Source organism: Photorhabdus machadonis (assembly GCF_052657765.1).
Genome location: NZ_CP199761.1, coordinates 2,559,713 through 2,579,560 on the forward strand (window position 1 = coordinate 2,559,713; position 19,848 = coordinate 2,579,560).

The window sequence follows — 19,848 nt, forward strand, 5'->3', positions numbered from 1 at the left end:
CAAATTAAAGGACGTGGACAGACGATGTGTTGGTGGTACCGCTTGGTACCAGTGCACCCGATACCATAACCACGATTTCGCCTTTCTTCGCCAGCCCATTGACCAACGCTGCTTCTTTACCGATGCGATAGAAATCGTCGGTAGATGCGATTTCTTTAACGATTTGAGTAGAAACACCTTTAACTAATAGCAATTGGCGTGCAGTCACTTCGTTGGTGGTTAATGCCAGAATAGGTGCACCAGGGAAGTACTTACGGATAGATTTAGCAGACTTACCGCCATAGGTTGCGACTACAATCAGAGGGGCTGCCAATTTTTCAGCTGTTTCAACGGCACCACGGCATACCGCTTCGGTCACGCGTAATTTACGGCAATTGACAGCTTCAATGCGGCTTGGCATGACACGATCTGTGCGCTCACAAATCGTTGCCATGATAGTCACGGCTTCTACCGGATATTTGCCTTTTGCACTTTCACCGGAAAGCATAACTGCATCAGTACCATCCAAAATGGCGTTAGCTACGTCACCGGCTTCAGCACGGGTAGGGCGTGGGTTTTTGATCATGGAATCGAGCATTTGGGTTGCAGTGATAACAACTTTGCGGGCCATGTTACATTTTTGGATCATCATCTTCTGGGCGAAGATAACTTCTTCTACCGGGATTTCAACACCGAGGTCACCGCGGGCGACCATGATCCCGTCAGAAGCTTCCAGGATCTCATCAAAGTTGTTCAGACCTTCTTGATTTTCAATCTTAGAGATAATTTGAATATTTTCACCCCCGTGTGCTTTCAAATGTTCGCGGATTTCCACAACGTCAGAGCGTTTACGGATGAAAGAAGCGGCGACGAAATCAACACCTTGTTGGCAACCAAAGACCAAATCTTGTTTATCTTTTTCTGCCAGTGCTGGCAGGCTGATAGAGATACCTGGCAGGTTAACACCTTTATTTTCACCTAAATCACCGTTGTTCAAAACCTGACAAATAACTTCTGACTGAGTGACTTCTTTAACTCTCATACCGATCAAGCCGTCATCAACCAGAATGGTGTTACCTGGAGCCAGATCCGCTGGGAAACCACTGTAAGTTACAGCAACGCGGTCTTTATTGCCGATAACGGTTGTGTCGGTGGTAAAAGTGAAAGTCTGACCAGCCGTCAGGGAAACATCATTGCCACCTTCCAACTTCATGGTCCGAATTTCAGGGCCTTTAGTATCCAGCAGAATAGCTGCCTGTTTACCTGTCTTAGTCATAACTGAACGGATATTTTGAATACGCTGGCCGTGCTCTTCATAGTTTCCGTGCGAAAAGTTGAGGCGCATAACATTCATGCCTGCATCCAACAATTCGGTCAGTTTTTCTTCGGATTCTGTTTTTGGTCCGATAGTACAAACAATTTTGGTTTTTTTCATGACAACTTATCTACAGGTTTTAATGGATAAAATAGTGAACCACCCACTTTATGGTTTGCGCAGATACCATAGGGTGCTGAATGTTGCGCAACATCATTAAGGACAGGTGGCGGGGAAGATATGTAGTATTTTTTGTGTGAAATCAGACATATGTAATTATGTGAGTTTATGTATACTATCAATCTGTAATTTTTCAGTATTCAGCAAATTAATGTGCTGAAACCATTCAACTATAAATTGGGGCGTATTATAGAGATTTATTTCTGTGAAATGAATCAAAAAATGATTATATGAGTTAATTATAACGTTAGGACGAAGGAGTAACGCAAATAACCGCAAGGATTATCTATTGCTCAATTTTCTTATGAACAATCAATTGGCTATTTCAGAACAGAGGAATGATTTCAGAGATTTGGTGCGTCCGAGTGGACTCGAACCACCGACCCCCACCATGTCAAGGTGGTGCTCTAACCAACTGAGCTACGGACGCACTAAAAAGAGAGCGCTATCAATCAAGCAATTTGGTGCGTCCGAGTGGACTCGAACCACCGACCCCCACCATGTCAAGGTGGTGCTCTAACCAACTGAGCTACGGACGCAATCTAAATTGCATTGGTGACAACGGGGACGAATATTAGCGACGAGTGAGCTTTCTGGCAAGAGGAATAATACAAATTGTTGTTCAACTGTTCGTATTTGCATCTGCTACAGCGAATTTGTCGTTTATTTCACCAATCAAATGTTCGTCCCCGGTTTTAGGGAAAGCAAATCAGTGGCTTGAGCGCCGCAGAACGACCTCGTCTGATTGTTTTTGTGTCCATAAAATACGGAAGGATATCATCACTGCTGCTGCGGTCAGGCCAATAATAAAGCCAATCCAAAATCCTTGTGGCCCCATAGCGGGTACAGCATAATCGGTTAATCCCAGAATGTAACCACTTGGCAGCCCGAGAATCCAATAGGCGATGAAAGTGATATAGAAGATAGAGCGCGTATCTTTATAGCCACGTAAGACACCGGAGCCCACAACCTGTATGGCATCAGACAGTTGGTAAAAAGCGGCAAACAGCATCAGATTTGACGCGATGATGATAACTTCAGGGTTATCGTTATACATCAGGGCAATTTGTTTCCGTAGAATGATAGTAAAGGCTGCGGTTAAGCAGGCAAACATCAAACCGACGACAATACCAGTATAAGCTGATATCCGGGCATTTTCGGTAGATTTTTGCCCCAGGTTGTAGCCAATGCGGATTGTGGTTGCCACAGCTAAAGATATTGGGAACATAAACATCAATGAACTGAAATTCAGTGCTATCTGGTGCCCGGCAACCGTGGTAATGCCTAAAGGGGTAATCAATAATGCCACTATCGCAAACAGTGTAATTTCAAAAAATACCGCCATAGCAATAGGTAAGCCAAGGGCTGAGATGCGTTTCAAGGTATGCCATTCTGGTGCCACCAAACGATGTTTAGGGCGGATATCCTTTTGTGATGACGAATGTTTCACATACCAGCGCATTGACAGGAACATGGCCCAGTAAACACTAGCGGTAGCGATACCACAGCCAACACCACCCAGAGCGGGAACACCGAATTTACCGTAAATGAGTACGTAGTTAATCGGAATGTTAATTAATAATCCTAAAAAACCAATGATCATTCCTGGTTTTGTTTTCGATAAACCTTCACATTGATTACGGAGTACCTGATAAAACAGATAGCCCGGTGCACCCCACATTATTGCGTGGATAAATCCAACCGCTTTTTCTGCCAAAAGCGGGTCTATATTGTGTTGCCTGTCAATAAGAAATTTGCTGTTGTATAAAATAACAATAATGATGATTGAGAGGAAAATCGCTAACCAGAATCCTTGTTGAGTTTGATTGGCAATCAGGTTTCTGCGACCAGAACCGTTCATTTGCGCAATAATGGGTGTTAAAGCTAATAATAAGCCGTAACCAAATAAAATCACTGGCAGCCAGATAGAGGTACCAACAGCAACCGCGGACATTTCTGTTGCACTGACGCTACCCGCCATAACGGTATCCACAACCCCCATTGCAGTTTGTGAGAATTGGGCAATAATGACGGGGATCCCCAGAGCGAGCAGACTACGCGCTTCTTTTAAATACTTCTGCACGTATTACACCTTTTTAAAAGTAAAAGAATATTAAGAAAAACTCCTGCATATAAGAAACGATTTTTGAAAAATCAACCGTTTACTAACTGGGGCATTGTATCTGTTTAATACTATATTAGCCAACAGTAATGCTGAGTTTATATTCAAATGCTCAGGTAGTATTTATAAGTGACAACTTGATATAAACTCACTAATAATTTTATATGGTCATCAAGAGGTTCTTCTATGTTCACAGGTATCGTTCAGGGAAAAGCACCATTAGTTGCTATTGATGAGAAAAATAATTTTCGGACTTATGTCGTTAAATTCCCGGCTGAATTATTGCGAGGTATTGAAACAGGCGCATCGGTTGCTAATAACGGTTGTTGTCTGACGGTAACCAAAATAGAAGACGATGAGGTCAGTTTCGATTTAATGAAAGAGACGCTGCGCCTGACTAATCTTGGCGATTTACAGGTAGGGGATTATGTGAACCTGGAGCGGGCCGCTAAATTTGGTGATGAAATTGGTGGGCATTTGATGTCCGGTCATATCATCACTGTTGCTGAGATCGCTAAAATTTTCACTTCAGAAAATAATCATCAAATATGGTTCAGGATCCACGATAAGCAATTGATGAAATATATCCTGCATAAAGGATTTATCGGCATTGATGGGATTAGCCTGACGATTGGTGATGTCGTAAATAATCGTTTTTGTGTCCACCTTATCCCTGAAACACTGGAGCGTACAACATTAGGCAAAAAACGTCTTGGTCATAAAGTGAATATTGAGATTGATTCACAGACTCAGGCGCTTGTCGATACCGTGGAGCGCGTTCTTGCTCAGAAAGAACGGGAACGTGTTATTTCTCAGCAGGCAGCCACTGTTATTGGCGAATAATCAATAAATTAAGAAGCGACAGGAAGACTCGGCTTGTCGCTTCCGAACAAAATTAGCTTGTATTCCAACAAGGCGTATTGAGCTTAATCAGTGCTCATTTTGTGATTTACATCTCAGTATTTCGTGTATTATGTTACTTGATATAGTTTATATTGTTATTATTGTGTTAATGCGCTTTCTCGTAAAGTGCAGGTTAACCTTACAATTATATTCTTAGAGACTACTTTAATGGAAAACGCGATTGAATTAGATGAATGGCTTGAAGAACCGACGCATGATGATGCTGTTGAAATGATGAATGCACAAGCTGTTGTGCCTTTCGGTACAGCACTTTGGCCTTAATGGTTCCTATAATAAAGCCCTTAGCGGTTCTCTATAGTTGAAGTAAGGGGGCTCCCCCTTACTTAAAAATAAATAGGATTGCCCTCATGGATAAAAGCTTTGAAAATATGTATTGCTGTTTATCATATCACCCTGCAATTTCGGATAAAGTAAAAAAGGGTGAATGTATAAAGATATTGATTGGATCTGATACTGAGCATAGCGATATTGCACAAAAGATGCATGGGTATAAAAAGAATTTTAATGTAAAATCTGATTTCGCTTTTTTAGAAGAAACATCAATAGACGATGTAAAACAAAAAATATCCGATTGTGATTTATTTATTTTTCTTTACGCATCATCAACATTAAAGAATGCATCTCCACAAGGGCCAGAATATTTAATCAAAATAAGAAAATTTATTACTGAATCGTGGAAGAAATCAGTACTGTTTAAAGATTATGGCCCTCATTTTATTGAGGCATTTAGTGAACCACAAACATCAATAGCAGAAAGGAACAAAAAGTTGATTGAACTATCAAGTCAATCACAGAAGATTCAATATACAGATAAGCAAGGAAACTCAATTATAGGTTATTTGGAGAAAGGCCATAAGTGGACGTCCATTGATGGTAATGGAAATCTTGATGTTATTCCTGGAGAAATTGCGAGCCATATAAAGAATCTTAATGGTAGTGTTAGTTTTAGTGGCACTTTTTTGAGTACTGCGCCATTTGCCATAAAATATGGGGTTGTCAATGATATGATGACGATAAATATAAAAGAAGGTGAAATCATTGGGTTTGATTGTGACAATGCGGAATTTAATAGAGACTTTAATTTATATCTAAACCATAATCACGGAAATCGCGTTGTTGAAGAGTTTGGTATTGGTACCAACACGGGAGTGAAAGCGCTTTACGGCAGAAATGCGGGTTTTGAAGAACGCCATCCTGGTTTACATCTTGGCTTGGGAGGCGGTGTAAAGGGAAGCCATCATTTAGATTTGATATTTTCTGGTGGAAAAATAGCATTTGATCAAACGACCTTTTTTGATAATGGCTATATTGGTTATTTTCGTTAGTGAAAAATATATTTATAAGCCACAGTGGGTTCCCACTGTAGCCTTGGGTTAATTACCGGGCTACCCGTAACCCACCTTCAATACCTTTTGGGCTGAACATGATTTGCCATAATTGAATATCGCGCGCACGAAATGCACCTGCACTGGCATTCAGATAATAGCTAAACATGCGTTTAAATGTTGGACTATAGCTATCTTGTATCTCCGGCCAACGGGCAATAAATCTTTCATACCAGGCCATCAGTGTGCGATCATAATCTGCACCAAAATTATGCCAATCTTCCATAACAAAATGGTTTTTGCTGGTGTGTGCTATTTGCTCAATAGAAGGCACGCAGCCATTGGGGAAAATATATTTGCTGATCCACGGATCAGCGCTGGCTTTACTTTTGTTGGAGCCGATGGTGTGCAGCAGGAATAAACCATCAGGTTTTAGGTTTCTTTGAACAACGTCGAAGTAAGTTGAATAATTCTTCGGTCCGACGTGTTCAAACATACCAACAGAAACAATCCTATCAAATTGCTTATGTAAATCTCGATAATCTTTCAGAATAATGTTTACGTCCAGATTTTCACATTGTTGCTGTGCATATTTCTGTTGTTCAACTGAAACGGTTACACCGGTTACGGAAACACCATAGTTTCTCGCAGCATAAAGCGATAACCCTCCCCAACCACACCCAATATCCAACAAGGTCATACCTGGAGAGAGCTTTAATTTCTTGCAGATGAGCTTCAATTTATCAAGTTGAGCCTGTTCTAATGTTTCAGCTTGTTTCCAGTATCCGCAGGAATATTGCATATGAGGGTCAAGCATACGGGTAAAAAGATCATTGCCTAAATCATAATGTTTATGACCGACAATCCATGACCGTTTTGGCGTTTGTAAATTACGTAAGCGGGTTATTGCGATTTTCAGTGTATCTTTGAAATTACTGGGAATTTTATTTTCTAATCCAGCCCGTAAAACGCGATAAAAGAAAATATCTAACTGCTCACAATCCCACCAGCCAGCCATATAACTTTCACCTAATCCCATTGAACCCTGTTGTAAAACTCTTTTATAGAAATCAGGATTTTTTACCTGGATATCATAGGGATTGTGACCATTAATCTGAACCCCTGCTTCTTGTAGCATGTCATTGGCAATTCGCTGCCAGGAATTGGAATTAGTGACGGTTTTTTGGTTTTCAATGTGCGATGAACTCATATACTCTCCAGGGTTAGGGTGGTGGAATATTGAGGGGGTTCGTTTTCGCTAACAAAGCAGAATGCGAGGGAGCAAAATGCAAAAAATAGCAAAAAATTAAAGCGAGAAACCCTAAAAATTACTAATCCATAAACTTAATGGGGGCCATCGTTGTTCCTGAAAACCTCAAATTCAGGTTATTTAAAATAAGGAACTTGTATGAGTATAAAAGCGGAAAATTGTTTCATCAATTAATAAATAAAGACTGTAATTAATTGATAATTAACAGTCTTTATTGAAGTAACGATTTGATTAATATCAGGAATGTTTTTCAACAACTTGAATACAGCGATCAGCTTTTTTTTCCCACTGTATAAAATATCCTAGTGCCATCAGAATAACGGTAGAAGCCATGACAGTGGTTGTCGATATAAGTGGATTGTTGACAAATGCTGAAACAACCAGGCTGGCAATAAAACAGAGTCCTAATTGGAGCGTGTTTTGCAATGCGGCGGCTTTTCCACTGTCTTGTGGGTAAGCGGATAAAGCATTAGAGACTGCAATGGGATATGAAGCACCATTCATAGCGGCCATAAAACAGAAAGGGACTAGAATTGTCAACAGAGTTGGTTCGCTGAATGTTGCGATTAAATACAGCACAATCATGCTGACAGCATAACCAGCCAACAGATAAGGGAAAACAATTTCACTCCTTATTTTGGTTAAGATACTGCGGCATCCATAACCACCAGCCATAAAGGCTAACGTTTGAGGTACATAACTCAGACCGATGTCGTTTGAGTCATATCCCATATGACTAAGAATGAAAGGCGAACCTGTTAACCAGGCGAAAAAACCAGCACTGCATGATGCAAATATCAGGACGTTGCCACTGAACACCGGCGATTTTAGTAACGTAAAGAAAGATACATGGCTTTTCTGCGTTTCAGTCTCACTGTTTTTTTTGCGGTTTTCTTGCAGGAATAGAGTAGGCAACAGCAGTAATAATGTAATTGCCAGTAATACCAGGAAAATAATACGCCAGCCGCCATGTTGTAACAGCCAGGCGCCCATCAAAGGTGCCAGAGCAGGGGAAAGTGCGACTAGGGGCATAATCGTGGCAAAAACGCGTTTGATACGGTTGGCATCATAACGATCAATAACTAATGCTTGCCATGAAACCGCCGCTGAACAAACACCTATGGCTTGGATAAAACGCAAAACTAAAAGTTGCGTGGCGTCTGTTACCCAAAGCATACCCAGACAGCCGACAGAAAACATTAATAACCCGATGATGATAATAGGTTTTCTTCCAAAGCGATCTGAAAGAGGCCCCCATAAAAGTTGAGCAAAGGCAAAGCCTGCAAGAAAGATGCTCAGGCTGGCACTGATTGCTCCCGCCGATGTGCCCAATTCTTGTTGCATAGAGCCGAATGCCGGTAGATACATATCAATAGCCAGGTAACCTAGCATACTCAAGCCTGCAAGGTAGAACATGAACTGACCTGAGTTTTTCATTTGATTACTCTCTTTGGATATCATGATTGAAATAACTTGCTGTGTAGGTAGATAAGAATATTTGTACATATTCTATATGCCGTGATTTTTACTTGTGAAACGGTAATATTTGGATAATGCTGTGAAAAAAATTGAAAGGTAAAATTATGTGGTCAGAATATTCACTTGAAGTTGTGGATGCTGTTGCCAGAACGGGAAGTTTTAGTGCTGCTGCATCAGAACTTCACCGTGTCCCTTCGGCAATCAGTTATACCGTAAGACAACTGGAAGAATGGCTTGCCGTCCCGTTGTTTGAACGTCGTCACCGGGATGTGGAATTAACGGAGTCAGGCAGTATTTTTATCAAAGAGGCGCGTGCTGTTATCAAAAAAATGATTGACACTCGTCATCAATGCCAACAGGTTGCAAATGGCTGGAGAGGGCAATTCAGTATTGCTATTGACCGTGTTGTTAAACCAGAACGCAGTCGTCAGCTTATTCTTGATTTTTATCACCATTTTCCTGATATAGAGCTGTTTATTCATCAGGAAGTATTCAATGGTGTATGGGACGCGCTGGTGGATAGCCGGGTTGATGTTGCAATCGGTGCCACCCGGGTAGCGCCGGTAGGGGAAAGGTACAGTTTCCGGGATATGGGATTTATGCCTTGGCTGTGTGTCGTCAGTACGGGCCATGCTTTGACTCAGCTGACCGGTCTACTGTCTGATGATCAAATGCGGCCTTATCCTAGCTTGTGTCTTGAGGATACATCCCGCAATTTACCGAAGCGTGACACCTGGACTCTCGATAATCAGCGCAGGCTGGTGGTCCCTGATTGGGAGTCTGGTCTGGCTTGTCTGAATGAGGGGTTATGTGTGGGAATGGTGCCTAAGCATAGGGCAATGCCACTGATCCGGCAGAAGAAATTGGAAGCATTGGCATTAGAGCAGCCTTTGCCAGATAGCCCATGTTGTTTGACATGGGTGCAAAATAGCCATTCTCCGGCATTAAGTTGGCTTCTTGGCTATCTCGGCGATAGTGAAACTCTTAATGCTGAATGGCTTCAGGATGTATAGGGAGGATTAACGGCGATAGTCGATAAATGGGCCATCGGTGACAGAACGCCGCTCAACCAAACGTGGATGTACTTCAATAGTTTGTGCATCTTCACGTTTACTGACGATTCTGTCCAGTAACATGGAAAATGCCATTTGTCCCAGACGTTCTTTTGGCTGATGGATAGTTGTCAATGCCGGAGAGAAATAGCGGGCGTTGCGTATATTGTCGTAACCGATCACAGAAATATCCTGTGGGACACGTAATCCTAATTCATCAGTAGCACAAATAGCCCCCATTGCCATAACATCGCCACCACAGAAAACTGCTGTCGGGCGCTGTTTTTGATTCAGAATTTGATGCATGGCTTTGTAGCCCGATTCTGGCTCAAAATCCCCCTGAACAATCCATTCTTCTCTGATTGGAATGCTGGCTTCTTTTAATGCTTTCAAGAACCCCTGATGACGGCCCCCACCGGTGTTTCGTGCCAAGGGACCCGGGATTGCACCAATATCACGATGACCACGCTCAATAAGATAGCGACCAGCCAGATAACCGCCGTGGAATGCGTTATCAATAATAGTATCAATGAAATCACCTCTGGCTTGTCCCCAATCCATGACGACCATGGGAATATTGCGATAATCTTCCAACATTCCTAATAACTGTTCCGGGTATTCTGAACACATCACCAGTAATCCATCCACCCGTTTTTGTGCCAGCATGGCCAGATAGGCTTTCTGTTTATCAATGTTATTGTGTGAGTTACACAAAATCAGCGTATAGCCCTTGCTATAACAACTGTTTTCAACAGATTCAATAACTTCAGCGAAATAGGGGGCTTCGCTGGACGTTGCCAGTAATCCGATCGATTTTGTATGGTTAACTTTCAGACTGCGGGCAACGGCACTGGGTGAATAATTCAGTTCTTTGATAGCAGCCCAAACGGCAGCCTTGGTATCTTCGGCGACGAAACGGGTTTTATTAATAACATGGGATACAGTAGTGGTTGAAACACCAGCGTGTTTAGCCACATCTTTGATCGTTGCCATGAGATGAAAGACTCCTGACCTTTTGGTCTAAATTTAAAACTCTTTGTTAATCGTTTGCCAGTATCTTTATACATTAGGGTGTCTGCTGGCAATACGTTAGCGATAAATCCTGAATTTTGTCTGATCTGGCTCAAAAGTGAAAGCAAAAATCAATGTTATAAAATACAAGGTGATCGCTATCTTATGTTTTTTCCTTAATGTAAGGATAATTAACCATGTTAATTGAATGGTATTTGTGGTTATAGACTTCTATTCAGAGGAGGATCGATGAATACTGATTTGAAACTTGGCTTATTTACTGCGGTGAGCACGTTGGTGATGATTGCCATTTTTGCCGCTGTTTGCTTGACCTTTGCCTGATGTTTTGAGTTGATTAGGTGATGTAAAAATTGGGTTTTTATATTGCAAGGAAAAAGGGCAGACAGCTTCAATGGCTTATCTGCCCTTTGAATGTTAGTACGGATGGTCATCAGGCAAACTGATGGTGATTAACCCAGGTTATTCAGGTTTACAACATAAATGTTATGGTGTTTGCCACAGTGGTATTCCAGTGTTTCGGTGGAGATATGTGGTTCTAATGCATCTTTAGCATAAGGCAGAATGGGTCATTCAAAAGACATTGATTACGCCTTTTCTTTTCGGGTTTTAGTGCCCTGTAAATCGTGCATTCAGTAGGACAAAGCATGGCGAAGAGCAAATGAAGCTAATTATTGTGTGGCTATTTTTGCTAATTATCTTAACAACTTCCACGATAAATAACAGTCAACAAGAAACCATCCGTTCCAGGATAAGAAAATATCAGGATGCATATTGGTGAAAGAAAATGGTATTCTCCGCCAATATTGTGACGATGTTGGTTATCAACATACTGTTGGTTTAAAGGAAATAAAAATGACGACTATTGATAAGATTGAGCGCCAAATTAAAGAGAACCCGATTCTGCTGTATATGAAAGGCTCCCCTAAATTACCAAATTGTGGATTTTCTGCACAGGCGGTTCAGGCTTTATCTGCATGTGGTGAACGTTTTGCTTATGTAGATATTTTGCAAAATCCAGATATTCGTGCAGAATTGCCAAAATATGCTAATTGGCCAACTTTCCCTCAGCTTTGGGTCGAGGGTGAGTTGGTCGGTGGATGTGATATTATCATTGAGATGTATCAGCGTGGTGAGTTACAAACATTAATTAAAGAAGCCGCTGATAAATATCGCTCTCAGGACGAAAACGCGACAGAGTAATTTTTAAATTAGCGACAGGCTATGATGCTATCTCCCCATATGTTGAAATATGGGGGTTTTTGTTATTGCTTAAATTTCAATTTGATTGAATTAATCTTATCGTTAGCTATAAGTTTATCCGGTTTTTTCTTCTTCTGTTATCGCTAAGGGCCAGCCACCAAGTTGTTTCCAGCGATTAACCATTTCACAGAATAATTCAGTGGTACGCTCAGTATCATATAAGGCGCTGTGAGCCTGATTATTATCGAATGCGATCCCGGCTGTGGAACAGGCTTTTGCTAAAATCGTTTGTCCTAATACCAGGCCACTTAAAGCCGCCGTATCAAAAGTCGCAAATGGATGAAACGGATTCCGTTTCAGTCTGGTGCGTTCTGCGGCAGCCATAACAAAGCTATGATCAAAGTTAGCATTGTGCGCAACGATAATGGCCCGACTGCAATGATTGTTTTTTATCCCTTTACGAACCATTTTAAAAATAGCGTGCAAAGCTTCATATTCGCTTACTGCGCCACGTAGCGGATTTGATGGATCGATGCCGGTAAACTCTAGGGCTGCTGGTTCAAGATTTGCTCCCTCAAATGGCTCAATATGGAAATGAAGTGATTCGCTGGGCACCAGCCAACCTTGATTATCCATCTCCAGTGTGATGGCGGCAATTTCAAGTAACGCGTCTGTTTTGGCATTAAAGCCGCCAGTTTCAACATCAATAACGACAGGGTAATAACCTCGAAAACGCCCACTAAGGACGTTTGGCTCTTTTTTGTCAGACATCAGATTGCGTTACCCAGGGCGTTGCTGGCATTTTTGTTTTCGATAAGTTCAATTTTGTAACCATCTGGATCTTCAACGAAAGCAATAATGGTTGTTCCACCTTTTACCGGACCGGCTTCACGGGTAATGTTACCACCTGCTTTGCGAATAGATTCGCAAGTGGCTGCGACATCATCGACACCCAATGCAATATGACCAAAGGCATCTCCCATCGCATAATGGTCAACTCCCCAGTTATAAGTTAACTCGATTACCGCCCCTTCGCTTTCATCTGTGTAGCCAACGAAGGCGAGTGAGTACTTATATTCTGTATTCTCACTGACGCGCAGTAGGCGCATCCCTAATACTTCAGTATAAAAATCAATGGAACGTTGCAGATCACCAACGCGGATCATGGTATGGAGTAAGCGCATAATTACCTCTCATTTAATGGTTTTACCAGTATTTTTGTGCGACAGGTCACACAAAAACCACTAACTATAACGTGTCTTACGGTTACAGTTCAATTTATCCATAATTATAATTTATTCTCATCTGGGTTTATAATTAAATATAGTATATGAATTGTATAGGAAAGGGGATGTGATGGTCGAGCAACTAGAGTTCTTTGCTATTCCCAGTCCTTGTCGAGGAATTTGTCAGGCTAATGAGCGGGGTTTTTGTTTGGGATGTTATCGCAGCCGGGAAGAAAGATTTAATTGGATAAAAATGTCAGGCGGGCAAAAGCGTGAAGTATTGAGATTGTGCCGACAAAGATATTTACGTGCAGTGAGAGCACAAAATCAGACAGATGAAGAACTACCTGAGCAACCATCACTGTTTTAATTAGAAAATTTTGAGGTTATTAGAGTTAACAATTCAATGATTTACTTATATAGGGTTATATTTTTGGCGAAGTTATAAATGTTCTACTATAATTTACGGTGTTTTGTTTGTTATTTTTTTATTTATTGCTTAACGGGAAGGCTATCGGTTTTTATTTTGAATGTTTTTGTAACTTTATGTTTTAAATGGAATTTATAGTTTGATTGTGTGACAAATGTAAAATAAAAACAACATTAATGTAAAAATAGATAGCTTAGCATTTAGATGACAGCTATCCTTATAGTACTTGGAATAAAGTATTGAATGATATTTATTGGTTTCTATTTGTTTGTATTCATAGTTCTGATAGTTTTTGTGTTAAAAATATTGTATGTTAATTGTTTTGTTCTAAATTGAATTTAAGTTTAGTTGTTCTTGGTTATAGTTACCTGAATTAGTTAGTTACTAAGAGTTTACTGTGATTACACAGAAATTATATATACTTTTTAAGGCTAATTAGCCTGATTTAGAAAAATTTGGCTGTTATGTTTAGTAGGCTAGTTATTTAAGGAGGGACAATTGGAATCTACATTGGGATCAGATCTAGCACGGTTAGTCCGTATTTGGCGTGCTTTAATTGATTATCGTTTAAAGCCGTTGGAATTAACTCAGACTCATTGGGTAACGCTATACAATATTAGCCGGTTACCCCAGGAGCAATCTCAGATACAGTTGGCGAAAGCTATCGGTATTGAACAACCATCTTTAGTCAGAACATTAGATCAGCTTGAGGAAAAAAGACTTATCACCCGGCATACTTGTGCCAATGATCGTCGTGCAAAAAGAATCAAGCTGACTGAAGACTCTGCATCGGTTATTAGGGAGTTAGATGGTGTTATTGAATCGACAAGAAATGAGATTCTGGATGGTATTTCACGCGAGGAACTTGCTTTTCTTTCTACTTTAGTACAGAAATTAGAGCAAAATATTATCCAATTACAGAGTAGATAGTAATGACGATATCCATGAAATGCTAACCAGATGAAAGAAAACCGCGACTTACAAAGATGAAGTCACGGTTTTCTTATCTATACCCTTCATCTTTCAAGTTGCTGCTTTGTTGGCGGCTTTCACTTACCCCAGTCACATCATTATCTATGCTTCTGGGGATGCGTTCACTTGCCGCCGCACTGCAACTTGAAATCTATTGGGTATATATTATTTTATTGTCGAGGTGAAACTGTCAGATTATTGCCCTGGCCTGCGATTCTGACACGTTGGCCTTTACTGAAGACTGTTTTGCCTTGTTTTTGAACAACAATGATGCTTTCACCGCTGTCACGACGAATTTCCAATTCTACACCTTTAGTTGTGTTGAGTGCCCCCTGAATGTTTTGGCCTGCAACACCACCGGCAACTGCACCCGCAGCCGTCGCCAATGTGTTACCACTGCCACCACCAATAGTATTACCAACCAGGCCACCCAGAACTGCGCCACCGATAGCACCTAATACATTCTCATTGCTGCCTGCTTGAATATTGACAGGACGAACGGAAACAATTGTACCGTAAGAGACTGTCTGGACTTGTTTAGCTTGTCCGGCAGTATAGGTATCACCAGAAAGGGAATCGGTGTTGACACAGCCTGATAATGATGCGACTGCAACCGCGCTAACTAAAAAATGCTTAAACATAGTAACTCCTGATTTTGATGCCTGACTGCGGAAATCTGATAGCTTATGGGCAACCAAGCTACAACCGGCATTGGCAACAAGTAATAAAAAATTTATTCGGATAGAATAGTCGGTACATTAGCAATCTAGTGCTAAACATATATTAAACGTCAATAGAGATTTTTAAAAGAAATAGCTATTAATGAAAAATTCCACATTTTTGTGAAGTTGTTTCCAAAACTTAGGTTTTATTCCTTTGTTTTCCTATTAACCATATACAGCTAAAACCACCGCGCTTTATAGTTATTGGTGTGGTTTCTGATTTTATCAAGACAGGTTCTAAGCAGGAAGGCAAATTAATGGTTATGAAGTCAGGTCGTTATATTGGTGTTATGTCGGGTACAAGTCTGGATGGGGTTGATGTGGTGCTTGCAGCAATCAGCGATAAAGTTGTTGCTCAACAAGCCAGTTATTCACATCCATTTCCCTATGAACTGAAGCAAAAAATTCTCGCAGTTTGTCAGGGGCAACAAACGACATTATCTGCGATAGGTCGGTTAGATTATGAACTGGGTTCTTTATTCGCTGAGGCTGTACAAGGTTTACTCACTAAAACGGGGTTAACGACAAGCGATATCATTGCAGTGGGATGTCATGGGCAGACCGTTTGGCATGAGCCGGACAGTCATACGCCTTTCACTATGCAGCTTGGCGATAATAACCGTATCGCGGCTTTAACCGGGATGACCACTGTTGGTGATTTTCGCCGGCGGGATATGGCATATGGCGGGCAAGGTGCGCCATTAGTTCCGGCTTTTCATTTCGCTGTGCTAGGTCATCTAACAGAGCGCAGGGTAATTCTCAATATCGGTGGTATTGCTAACATAACGACGCTGTTACCTGGATCGTTAGTTAAAGGGTATGATACAGGCCCGGGTAATATGTTGATGGATAGCTGGGTATGGTGCCATCAGAAAAAACCTTATGATAAAGATGGCCAATGGGCACGAGAAGGTGTCGTCAATCACAGCTTACTCAGACAAATGCTTTCTGATCACTATTTTTCACGGCCAGCCCCTAAAAGTACCGGCCGGGAGTATTTCAATATGAGTTGGCTGGAAGCACAATTGGTTAACTTTTCTGATGTATCACCTGTTGATGTTCAGGCCACACTGGCCGAGCTGACAGCGGTATCTGTGTCACAGCAAATCATGTTGAGTGGTGGGTGTGAGCGTCTGCTGGTTTGTGGTGGTGGTGCGCGTAATCCACAAGTAATGAGTCGACTTTCTGCATTATTGCCGGGGACGGAAGTGTGTCCGACAGATAAATATGGTCTTAGTGGTGATGATATGGAAGCACTGGCATTTGCCTGGTTAGCATTCCGTACGATGTCAGGCGCTTCAGGGAATTTACCTTCGGTTACTGGTGCCAGTACTGAAACTATTTTAGGTGCAATTTATCCTGTTACTAATGAATAACAATGGTAAGCTGTCTGGTATTTAACAAGTTATAAGCAGAGCTACATAATGTCAGAACGTGATGAATTTGATGTTGCAGAGTTACGCCGCGAATATGTCCGTGGTGGGTTAAGACGTAAAGACTTGACCAAAGAACCCATCGAACTTTTTGAACGTTGGCTCAAGCAGGCATGTGAAGCCAAATTGTATGATCCAACGGCAATGTGTATCGCAACGGTCGATGAGGATGGGCAACCATATCAACGTATTGTGTTATTGAAGCATTTTGATGCTAATAGTTTGGTTTTTTATACAAATTTAGGCAGCCGAAAAGCAAAACATTTGACGCAGAATAACAAAATCAGCCTTCATTTCCCTTGGCATCCACTGGAAAGGCAAGTGTCTTTTCTGGGTAAAGCTGAACGTCTCTCTCCTGTTGAAGTAGTGAAATATTTCCATAGTCGCCCCAAAGATAGTCAGATTGCTGCATGGGTGTCGCAACAATCTTCCCGTATTTCCACGCGCAGTGTTTTGGAAGGGAAATTCCTTGAGCTAAAACAGAAATTCCTAAATGGTGAGGTTCCTTTACCCAGCTTTTGGGGGGGATTTAAAGTGACCTTTGATTCTGTTGAGTTTTGGCAAGGTGGTGCAAATCGGCTCCATGACCGGTTTATTTATCAACGGGAAGGTGATAGCTGGCATATTGATAGGCTTGCACCATAAATCGTGGATTACTATTTTTAGTACTGGCACTTATAGTATTGGCGCTTTATGCTATGCCGCACTCTTTTTGAATCGCGATTTATACAACAGACGAAATAAACAAACTGATGGAGTCATTAATGTCTAGCAATAACCTGATAAAACAACTGCAAGAGCGGGGCCTCATTGCCCAGGTTACGGATGAAAATGCGTTAGTAGAGAGACTGGCGCAAGGCCCTGTTTCCCTCTATTGTGGTTTCGATCCGACCGCTGACAGCTTGCATTTGGGGCATCTGGTTCCCTTGCTGTGTTTAAAACGATTCCAACTGGCTGGGCATAAGCCTGTGGCGTTGGTTGGTGGGGCTACCGGTTTGATTGGTGATCCCAGTTTCAAAGCCACTGAACGTAAATTGAATACCGAAGATACCGTTAAAGAGTGGGTAGAAAAGATCCGCCGGCAGGTTTCACCTTTCCTGGATTTTGATTGTGGTGAAAACAGCGCTAAAACAGCCAATAATTATGATTGGTTTGGCAACATGGATGTTTTGACTTTCCTGCGTGATATTGGCAAGCATTTCTCAGTTAATCAAATGATTAATAAAGAGGCGGTTAAACAGCGTTTGAATCGTGATGATGTAGGTATTTCTTTCACTGAATTTTCTTATAACTTGCTGCAATCGTATGACTTTTCCCGCTTGAATGAAGTACATGGCGTTGAGTTGCAGATTGGTGGTTCTGACCAGTGGGGGAATATTACTTCTGGTATTGATTTAACCCGTCGTATCAACCAGAAACAAGTATTTGGTATGACTGTTCCGCTGATTACTAAATCTGATGGCACTAAATTTGGTAAGACAGAAGGTGGGGCTGTTTGGTTGGATCCGAAGAAAACCAGTCCATACAAATTCTATCAATTCTGGATTAACACTGCGGATGCCGATGTCTATCGCTTCCTGAAATTCTTTACCTTTATGAGTCTTGAAGATATTGAGGCTTTGGAAGAAGAAGACAGAAACAGTGGCAAAGCGCCTCGTGCCCAGTATGTGTTGGCGGAACAAGTCACCAGCATGGTACATGGTGCAGAAGGGTTGGCCGCCGCTAAACGTATTACCGAAAGTTTGTTCTCCGGTGCGGTCGCTGATTTGACCGAAGAGGATTTCGCTCAACTGGCGCAGGATGGTATGCCGGTAATCGAGCTGGAAAAAGGCGCAGATTTGCAACAGGCTCTGGTTAATGCTGGGTTAGTCCCTTCCCGTGGTCAAGCACGGACTATGATTAGTTCCAACGCTGTTGCGGTTAATGGTGAAAAACAGCCTGAACCTGAGTATGTGTTTACTGACAGTAATCGTCTGTTTGGTCGTTACACATTGTTGCGTCGTGGTAAAAAACACGATTGTTTGATCTGCTGGGAATAACCCACATTGCGTATATACCCAATAGATTTCAAGTTGCAGCGCGGCGGCAAGTGAACGCATCCCAGGGGCATAGGTAACGATGTAACTGGGGTAAGTGAAAGCAGCCAGCAAAGCAGCAACTTGAAAGATGAAGGGTATAAATGGGCAACGGTAATGTTGCCCTTTTTCTTACCCTAACTTTATCTTACATACAGAAGCCAGAATAAAAATATAGGCCACGATTGTGAAAAATATTCTTTCGATTCAATCTCATGTTGTCTTTGGGCACGCTGGTAACAGTGCTGCGGAATTCCCTATGCGCCGGATGGGGGTAAATGTCTGGCCGTTGAACACCGTCCAGTTTTCAAATCACACCCAATATGCGCAATGGAAAGGGTGTGTTATGCCAGCTAACCATCTCACCGAAATCGTTCAGGGTATTGAAGAAATTGAACAGCTCAAATCTTGTAGTGCGGTTCTGAGTGGATATATCGGTTCACCAGAGCAGGGTAGTCATATTATCGATATAGTGAAACGGGTAAAAGCGGCAAATCCTGATGCCTGGTATTTCTGTGATCCTGTTATGGGACACCCAGAAAAAGGTTGTATTGTTGCGCCGGGGGTTGCTGAATTTTTGTGTGAGCAAGCGCTCCCTGTGAGTGATGTCATTGCACCCAATTTGCTGGAGCTTGAAACGCTCAGTATGCAGAAAGTAACTAATGTTGAGCAGGCTGTTATGGCAGCCCGATCTCTGTGCGAAAAGGGGCCGAAGATTGTACTAGTAAAACATCTTAGTCGTGCTGGCTACCGAGCTGATCGTTTTGAAATGTTATTAGTGACCAAAGAGCATAGCTGGCATGTTAGTCGGCTTTTAGTGGATTTTGGCGAATGTCAGCCAGTTGGTGTTGGTGACTTAACCAGCGGCCTGTTATTGGTTAATCTATTAAAAGGAGAGTCTTTACAAACAGCTCTTGAACATGTCGCTGCTGCGGTTTATGAAGTGATGATAACAACCAAAGATATGGACGAATATGAGTTACAGATTGTCGCTGCTCAAGACAGAATGGTGACACCTGACCATGAGTTCCGTGCGACACAATTAGATTAATATGTCATTAGATTAATAATGTATTTAACCGTTCCACTGATATTGTGTGGAACGGTTTGTT

The 19,848-nt window shown here is 41.7% G+C and carries 18 protein-coding genes, 2 tRNA genes and 1 pseudogene; 10 read left to right on the forward strand and 11 right to left on the reverse strand.

Features of this window, described 5'->3' with window-relative positions; all coding sequences use genetic code 11:
• Positions 1-4: 4 nt before the first annotated feature.
• The 4 genes from pykF to ACUN2T_RS12195 all read right to left on the reverse strand — a co-directional run bounded on the left by pykF (position 5) and on the right by ACUN2T_RS12195 (position 3,557).
• Positions 5-1,414 carry a pyruvate kinase PykF gene (pykF, locus tag ACUN2T_RS12180; protein ID WP_445497681.1) on the reverse strand — a complete coding sequence of 470 codons (1,410 nt, stop codon included), beginning with the start codon at positions 1,412-1,414 and terminating at the stop codon, positions 5-7.
• Positions 1,415-1,827: 413 nt separating this feature from the next.
• Positions 1,828-1,904 (reverse strand) — tRNA-Val (locus tag ACUN2T_RS12185).
• A 32-nt stretch (positions 1,905-1,936) separates the two neighbouring features.
• Positions 1,937-2,013, reverse strand: a tRNA-Val gene (locus ACUN2T_RS12190).
• Positions 2,014-2,183: 170 nt separating this feature from the next.
• Complete coding sequence (locus ACUN2T_RS12195; protein ID WP_445497682.1) at positions 2,184-3,557, reverse strand: MATE family efflux transporter; 1,374 nt, start codon at positions 3,555-3,557, stop codon at positions 2,184-2,186.
• Positions 3,558-3,782: 225 nt separating this feature from the next.
• On the opposite strand from ACUN2T_RS12195, the gene ACUN2T_RS12200 reads away from it, so the two are divergent.
• Both ACUN2T_RS12200 and ACUN2T_RS12205 read left to right on the forward strand, forming a co-directional pair.
• On the forward strand, positions 3,783-4,439 hold the full coding sequence (locus tag ACUN2T_RS12200) for a riboflavin synthase subunit alpha (protein ID WP_445497683.1): 657 nt from the start codon (positions 3,783-3,785) through the stop codon (positions 4,437-4,439).
• A 428-nt stretch (positions 4,440-4,867) separates the two neighbouring features.
• The gene (locus tag ACUN2T_RS12205; protein WP_445497684.1) at positions 4,868-5,845 is read left to right on the forward strand and encodes a leucyl aminopeptidase; all 978 of its coding nucleotides are present in this window, start codon (positions 4,868-4,870) and stop codon (positions 5,843-5,845) included.
• A gap of 52 nt (positions 5,846-5,897) precedes the next feature.
• Here the strand turns inward: ACUN2T_RS12205 and cfa are convergent, their stop codons facing one another.
• A complete protein-coding gene (gene cfa / locus ACUN2T_RS12210) occupies positions 5,898-7,055 on the reverse strand; it encodes a cyclopropane fatty acyl phospholipid synthase (protein ID WP_445497685.1) in 1,158 nt (385 codons plus the stop codon).
• A 297-nt stretch (positions 7,056-7,352) separates the two neighbouring features.
• Positions 7,353-8,552, reverse strand: a complete 1,200-nt coding sequence (gene punC, locus ACUN2T_RS12215) for a purine nucleoside transporter PunC (protein ID WP_445497686.1) — start codon at positions 8,550-8,552, stop codon at positions 7,353-7,355.
• A 146-nt stretch (positions 8,553-8,698) separates the two neighbouring features.
• On the opposite strand from punC, the gene punR reads away from it, so the two are divergent.
• Positions 8,699-9,607 (forward strand): DNA-binding transcriptional activator PunR, encoded by a 909-nt coding sequence (punR, locus tag ACUN2T_RS12220; protein ID WP_445497687.1) that lies wholly within the window; start codon positions 8,699-8,701, stop codon positions 9,605-9,607.
• Positions 9,608-9,613: 6 nt separating this feature from the next.
• Here punR and purR read toward each other — a convergent pair whose 3' ends face one another.
• Together purR and ACUN2T_RS12230 are read right to left on the reverse strand one after the other, a co-directional pair.
• Positions 9,614-10,639 (reverse strand): HTH-type transcriptional repressor PurR, encoded by a 1,026-nt coding sequence (purR, locus tag ACUN2T_RS12225; RefSeq protein WP_445497688.1) that lies wholly within the window; start codon positions 10,637-10,639, stop codon positions 9,614-9,616.
• Positions 10,640-11,133: 494 nt separating this feature from the next.
• Positions 11,134-11,241, reverse strand: a pseudogene (locus ACUN2T_RS12230) (superoxide dismutase [Fe]); the annotation flags it as partial.
• A gap of 289 nt (positions 11,242-11,530) precedes the next feature.
• Here ACUN2T_RS12230 and ACUN2T_RS12235 point away from each other — a divergent pair.
• Positions 11,531-11,878, forward strand: coding sequence for a Grx4 family monothiol glutaredoxin (locus tag ACUN2T_RS12235; protein ID WP_387467068.1), 348 nt, complete (start codon positions 11,531-11,533; stop codon positions 11,876-11,878).
• Between the two features lie 114 nt (positions 11,879-11,992).
• Here the strand turns inward: ACUN2T_RS12235 and rnt are convergent, their stop codons facing one another.
• Positions 11,993-12,649: a ribonuclease T gene (rnt, locus tag ACUN2T_RS12240; protein ID WP_445497689.1), complete on the reverse strand. Its 657-nt coding sequence runs from the start codon at positions 12,647-12,649 to the stop codon at positions 11,993-11,995.
• A complete protein-coding gene (gloA, locus tag ACUN2T_RS12245) occupies positions 12,649-13,062 on the reverse strand; it encodes a lactoylglutathione lyase (RefSeq protein ID WP_445497690.1) in 414 nt (137 codons plus the stop codon). Before gloA ends, rnt begins: the two co-directional genes overlap by 1 nt.
• 172 nt (positions 13,063-13,234) lie before the next feature.
• Here gloA and ACUN2T_RS12250 point away from each other — a divergent pair, with 172 nt between their 5' ends.
• Positions 13,235-13,474 carry a DUF1289 domain-containing protein gene (locus ACUN2T_RS12250; RefSeq protein ID WP_445497691.1) on the forward strand — a complete coding sequence of 80 codons (240 nt, stop codon included), beginning with the start codon at positions 13,235-13,237 and terminating at the stop codon, positions 13,472-13,474.
• A gap of 558 nt (positions 13,475-14,032) precedes the next feature.
• Positions 14,033-14,464, forward strand: a complete 432-nt coding sequence (slyA, locus tag ACUN2T_RS12255) for a transcriptional regulator SlyA (RefSeq protein WP_021325608.1) — start codon at positions 14,033-14,035, stop codon at positions 14,462-14,464.
• Positions 14,465-14,676: 212 nt separating this feature from the next.
• On the opposite strand, the gene ACUN2T_RS12260 is transcribed toward slyA, so the two are convergent.
• Positions 14,677-15,147: an outer membrane lipoprotein gene (locus ACUN2T_RS12260; RefSeq protein WP_023045584.1), complete on the reverse strand. Its 471-nt coding sequence runs from the start codon at positions 15,145-15,147 to the stop codon at positions 14,677-14,679.
• Between the two features lie 344 nt (positions 15,148-15,491).
• Between ACUN2T_RS12260 and anmK the strand changes: the two genes are divergently transcribed.
• The 4 genes from anmK to pdxY all read left to right on the forward strand — a co-directional run bounded on the left by anmK (position 15,492) and on the right by pdxY (position 19,787).
• Positions 15,492-16,604: an anhydro-N-acetylmuramic acid kinase gene (gene anmK / locus ACUN2T_RS12265; RefSeq protein ID WP_445497869.1), complete on the forward strand. Its 1,113-nt coding sequence runs from the start codon at positions 15,492-15,494 to the stop codon at positions 16,602-16,604.
• 48 nt (positions 16,605-16,652) lie between these two features.
• The gene (gene pdxH / locus ACUN2T_RS12270; protein WP_445497692.1) at positions 16,653-17,306 is read left to right on the forward strand and encodes a pyridoxamine 5'-phosphate oxidase; all 654 of its coding nucleotides are present in this window, start codon (positions 16,653-16,655) and stop codon (positions 17,304-17,306) included.
• A gap of 119 nt (positions 17,307-17,425) precedes the next feature.
• Entirely contained in the window at positions 17,426-18,700 is a 1,275-nt protein-coding gene (tyrS, locus tag ACUN2T_RS12275; RefSeq protein ID WP_445497693.1) for a tyrosine--tRNA ligase, read from the forward strand.
• A 223-nt stretch (positions 18,701-18,923) separates the two neighbouring features.
• Complete coding sequence (gene pdxY, locus ACUN2T_RS12280; protein WP_445497694.1) at positions 18,924-19,787, forward strand: pyridoxal kinase PdxY; 864 nt, start codon at positions 18,924-18,926, stop codon at positions 19,785-19,787.
• Positions 19,788-19,848: the final 61 nt, after the last annotated feature.

Excerpts from the sequence above, each read along its gene's own strand:
- pykF (WP_445497681.1), bottom strand. The coding sequence starts at position 1,414 with ATGAAAAAAACCAAAATTGTTTGTACTATCGGACCAAAAACAGAATCC.
- ACUN2T_RS12200 (WP_445497683.1), top strand. The coding sequence starts at position 3,783 with ATGTTCACAGGTATCGTTCAGGGAAAAGCACCATTAGTTGCTATTGAT.
- ACUN2T_RS12205 (WP_445497684.1), top strand. The coding sequence starts at position 4,868 with ATGGATAAAAGCTTTGAAAATATGTATTGCTGTTTATCATATCACCCT.
- cfa (WP_445497685.1), bottom strand. The coding sequence starts at position 7,055 with ATGAGTTCATCGCACATTGAAAACCAAAAAACCGTCACTAATTCCAAT.
- punC (WP_445497686.1), bottom strand. The coding sequence starts at position 8,552 with ATGAAAAACTCAGGTCAGTTCATGTTCTACCTTGCAGGCTTGAGTATG.
- punR (WP_445497687.1), top strand. The coding sequence starts at position 8,699 with ATGTGGTCAGAATATTCACTTGAAGTTGTGGATGCTGTTGCCAGAACG.
- purR (WP_445497688.1), bottom strand. The coding sequence starts at position 10,639 with ATGGCAACGATCAAAGATGTGGCTAAACACGCTGGTGTTTCAACCACT.
- ACUN2T_RS12235 (WP_387467068.1), top strand. The coding sequence starts at position 11,531 with ATGACGACTATTGATAAGATTGAGCGCCAAATTAAAGAGAACCCGATT.
- rnt (WP_445497689.1), bottom strand. The coding sequence starts at position 12,649 with ATGTCTGACAAAAAAGAGCCAAACGTCCTTAGTGGGCGTTTTCGAGGT.
- gloA (WP_445497690.1), bottom strand. The coding sequence starts at position 13,062 with ATGCGCTTACTCCATACCATGATCCGCGTTGGTGATCTGCAACGTTCC.
- ACUN2T_RS12250 (WP_445497691.1), top strand. The coding sequence starts at position 13,235 with ATGGTCGAGCAACTAGAGTTCTTTGCTATTCCCAGTCCTTGTCGAGGA.
- ACUN2T_RS12260 (WP_023045584.1), bottom strand. The coding sequence starts at position 15,147 with ATGTTTAAGCATTTTTTAGTTAGCGCGGTTGCAGTCGCATCATTATCA.
- anmK (WP_445497869.1), top strand. The coding sequence starts at position 15,492 with ATGAAGTCAGGTCGTTATATTGGTGTTATGTCGGGTACAAGTCTGGAT.
- pdxH (WP_445497692.1), top strand. The coding sequence starts at position 16,653 with ATGTCAGAACGTGATGAATTTGATGTTGCAGAGTTACGCCGCGAATAT.
- tyrS (WP_445497693.1), top strand. The coding sequence starts at position 17,426 with ATGTCTAGCAATAACCTGATAAAACAACTGCAAGAGCGGGGCCTCATT.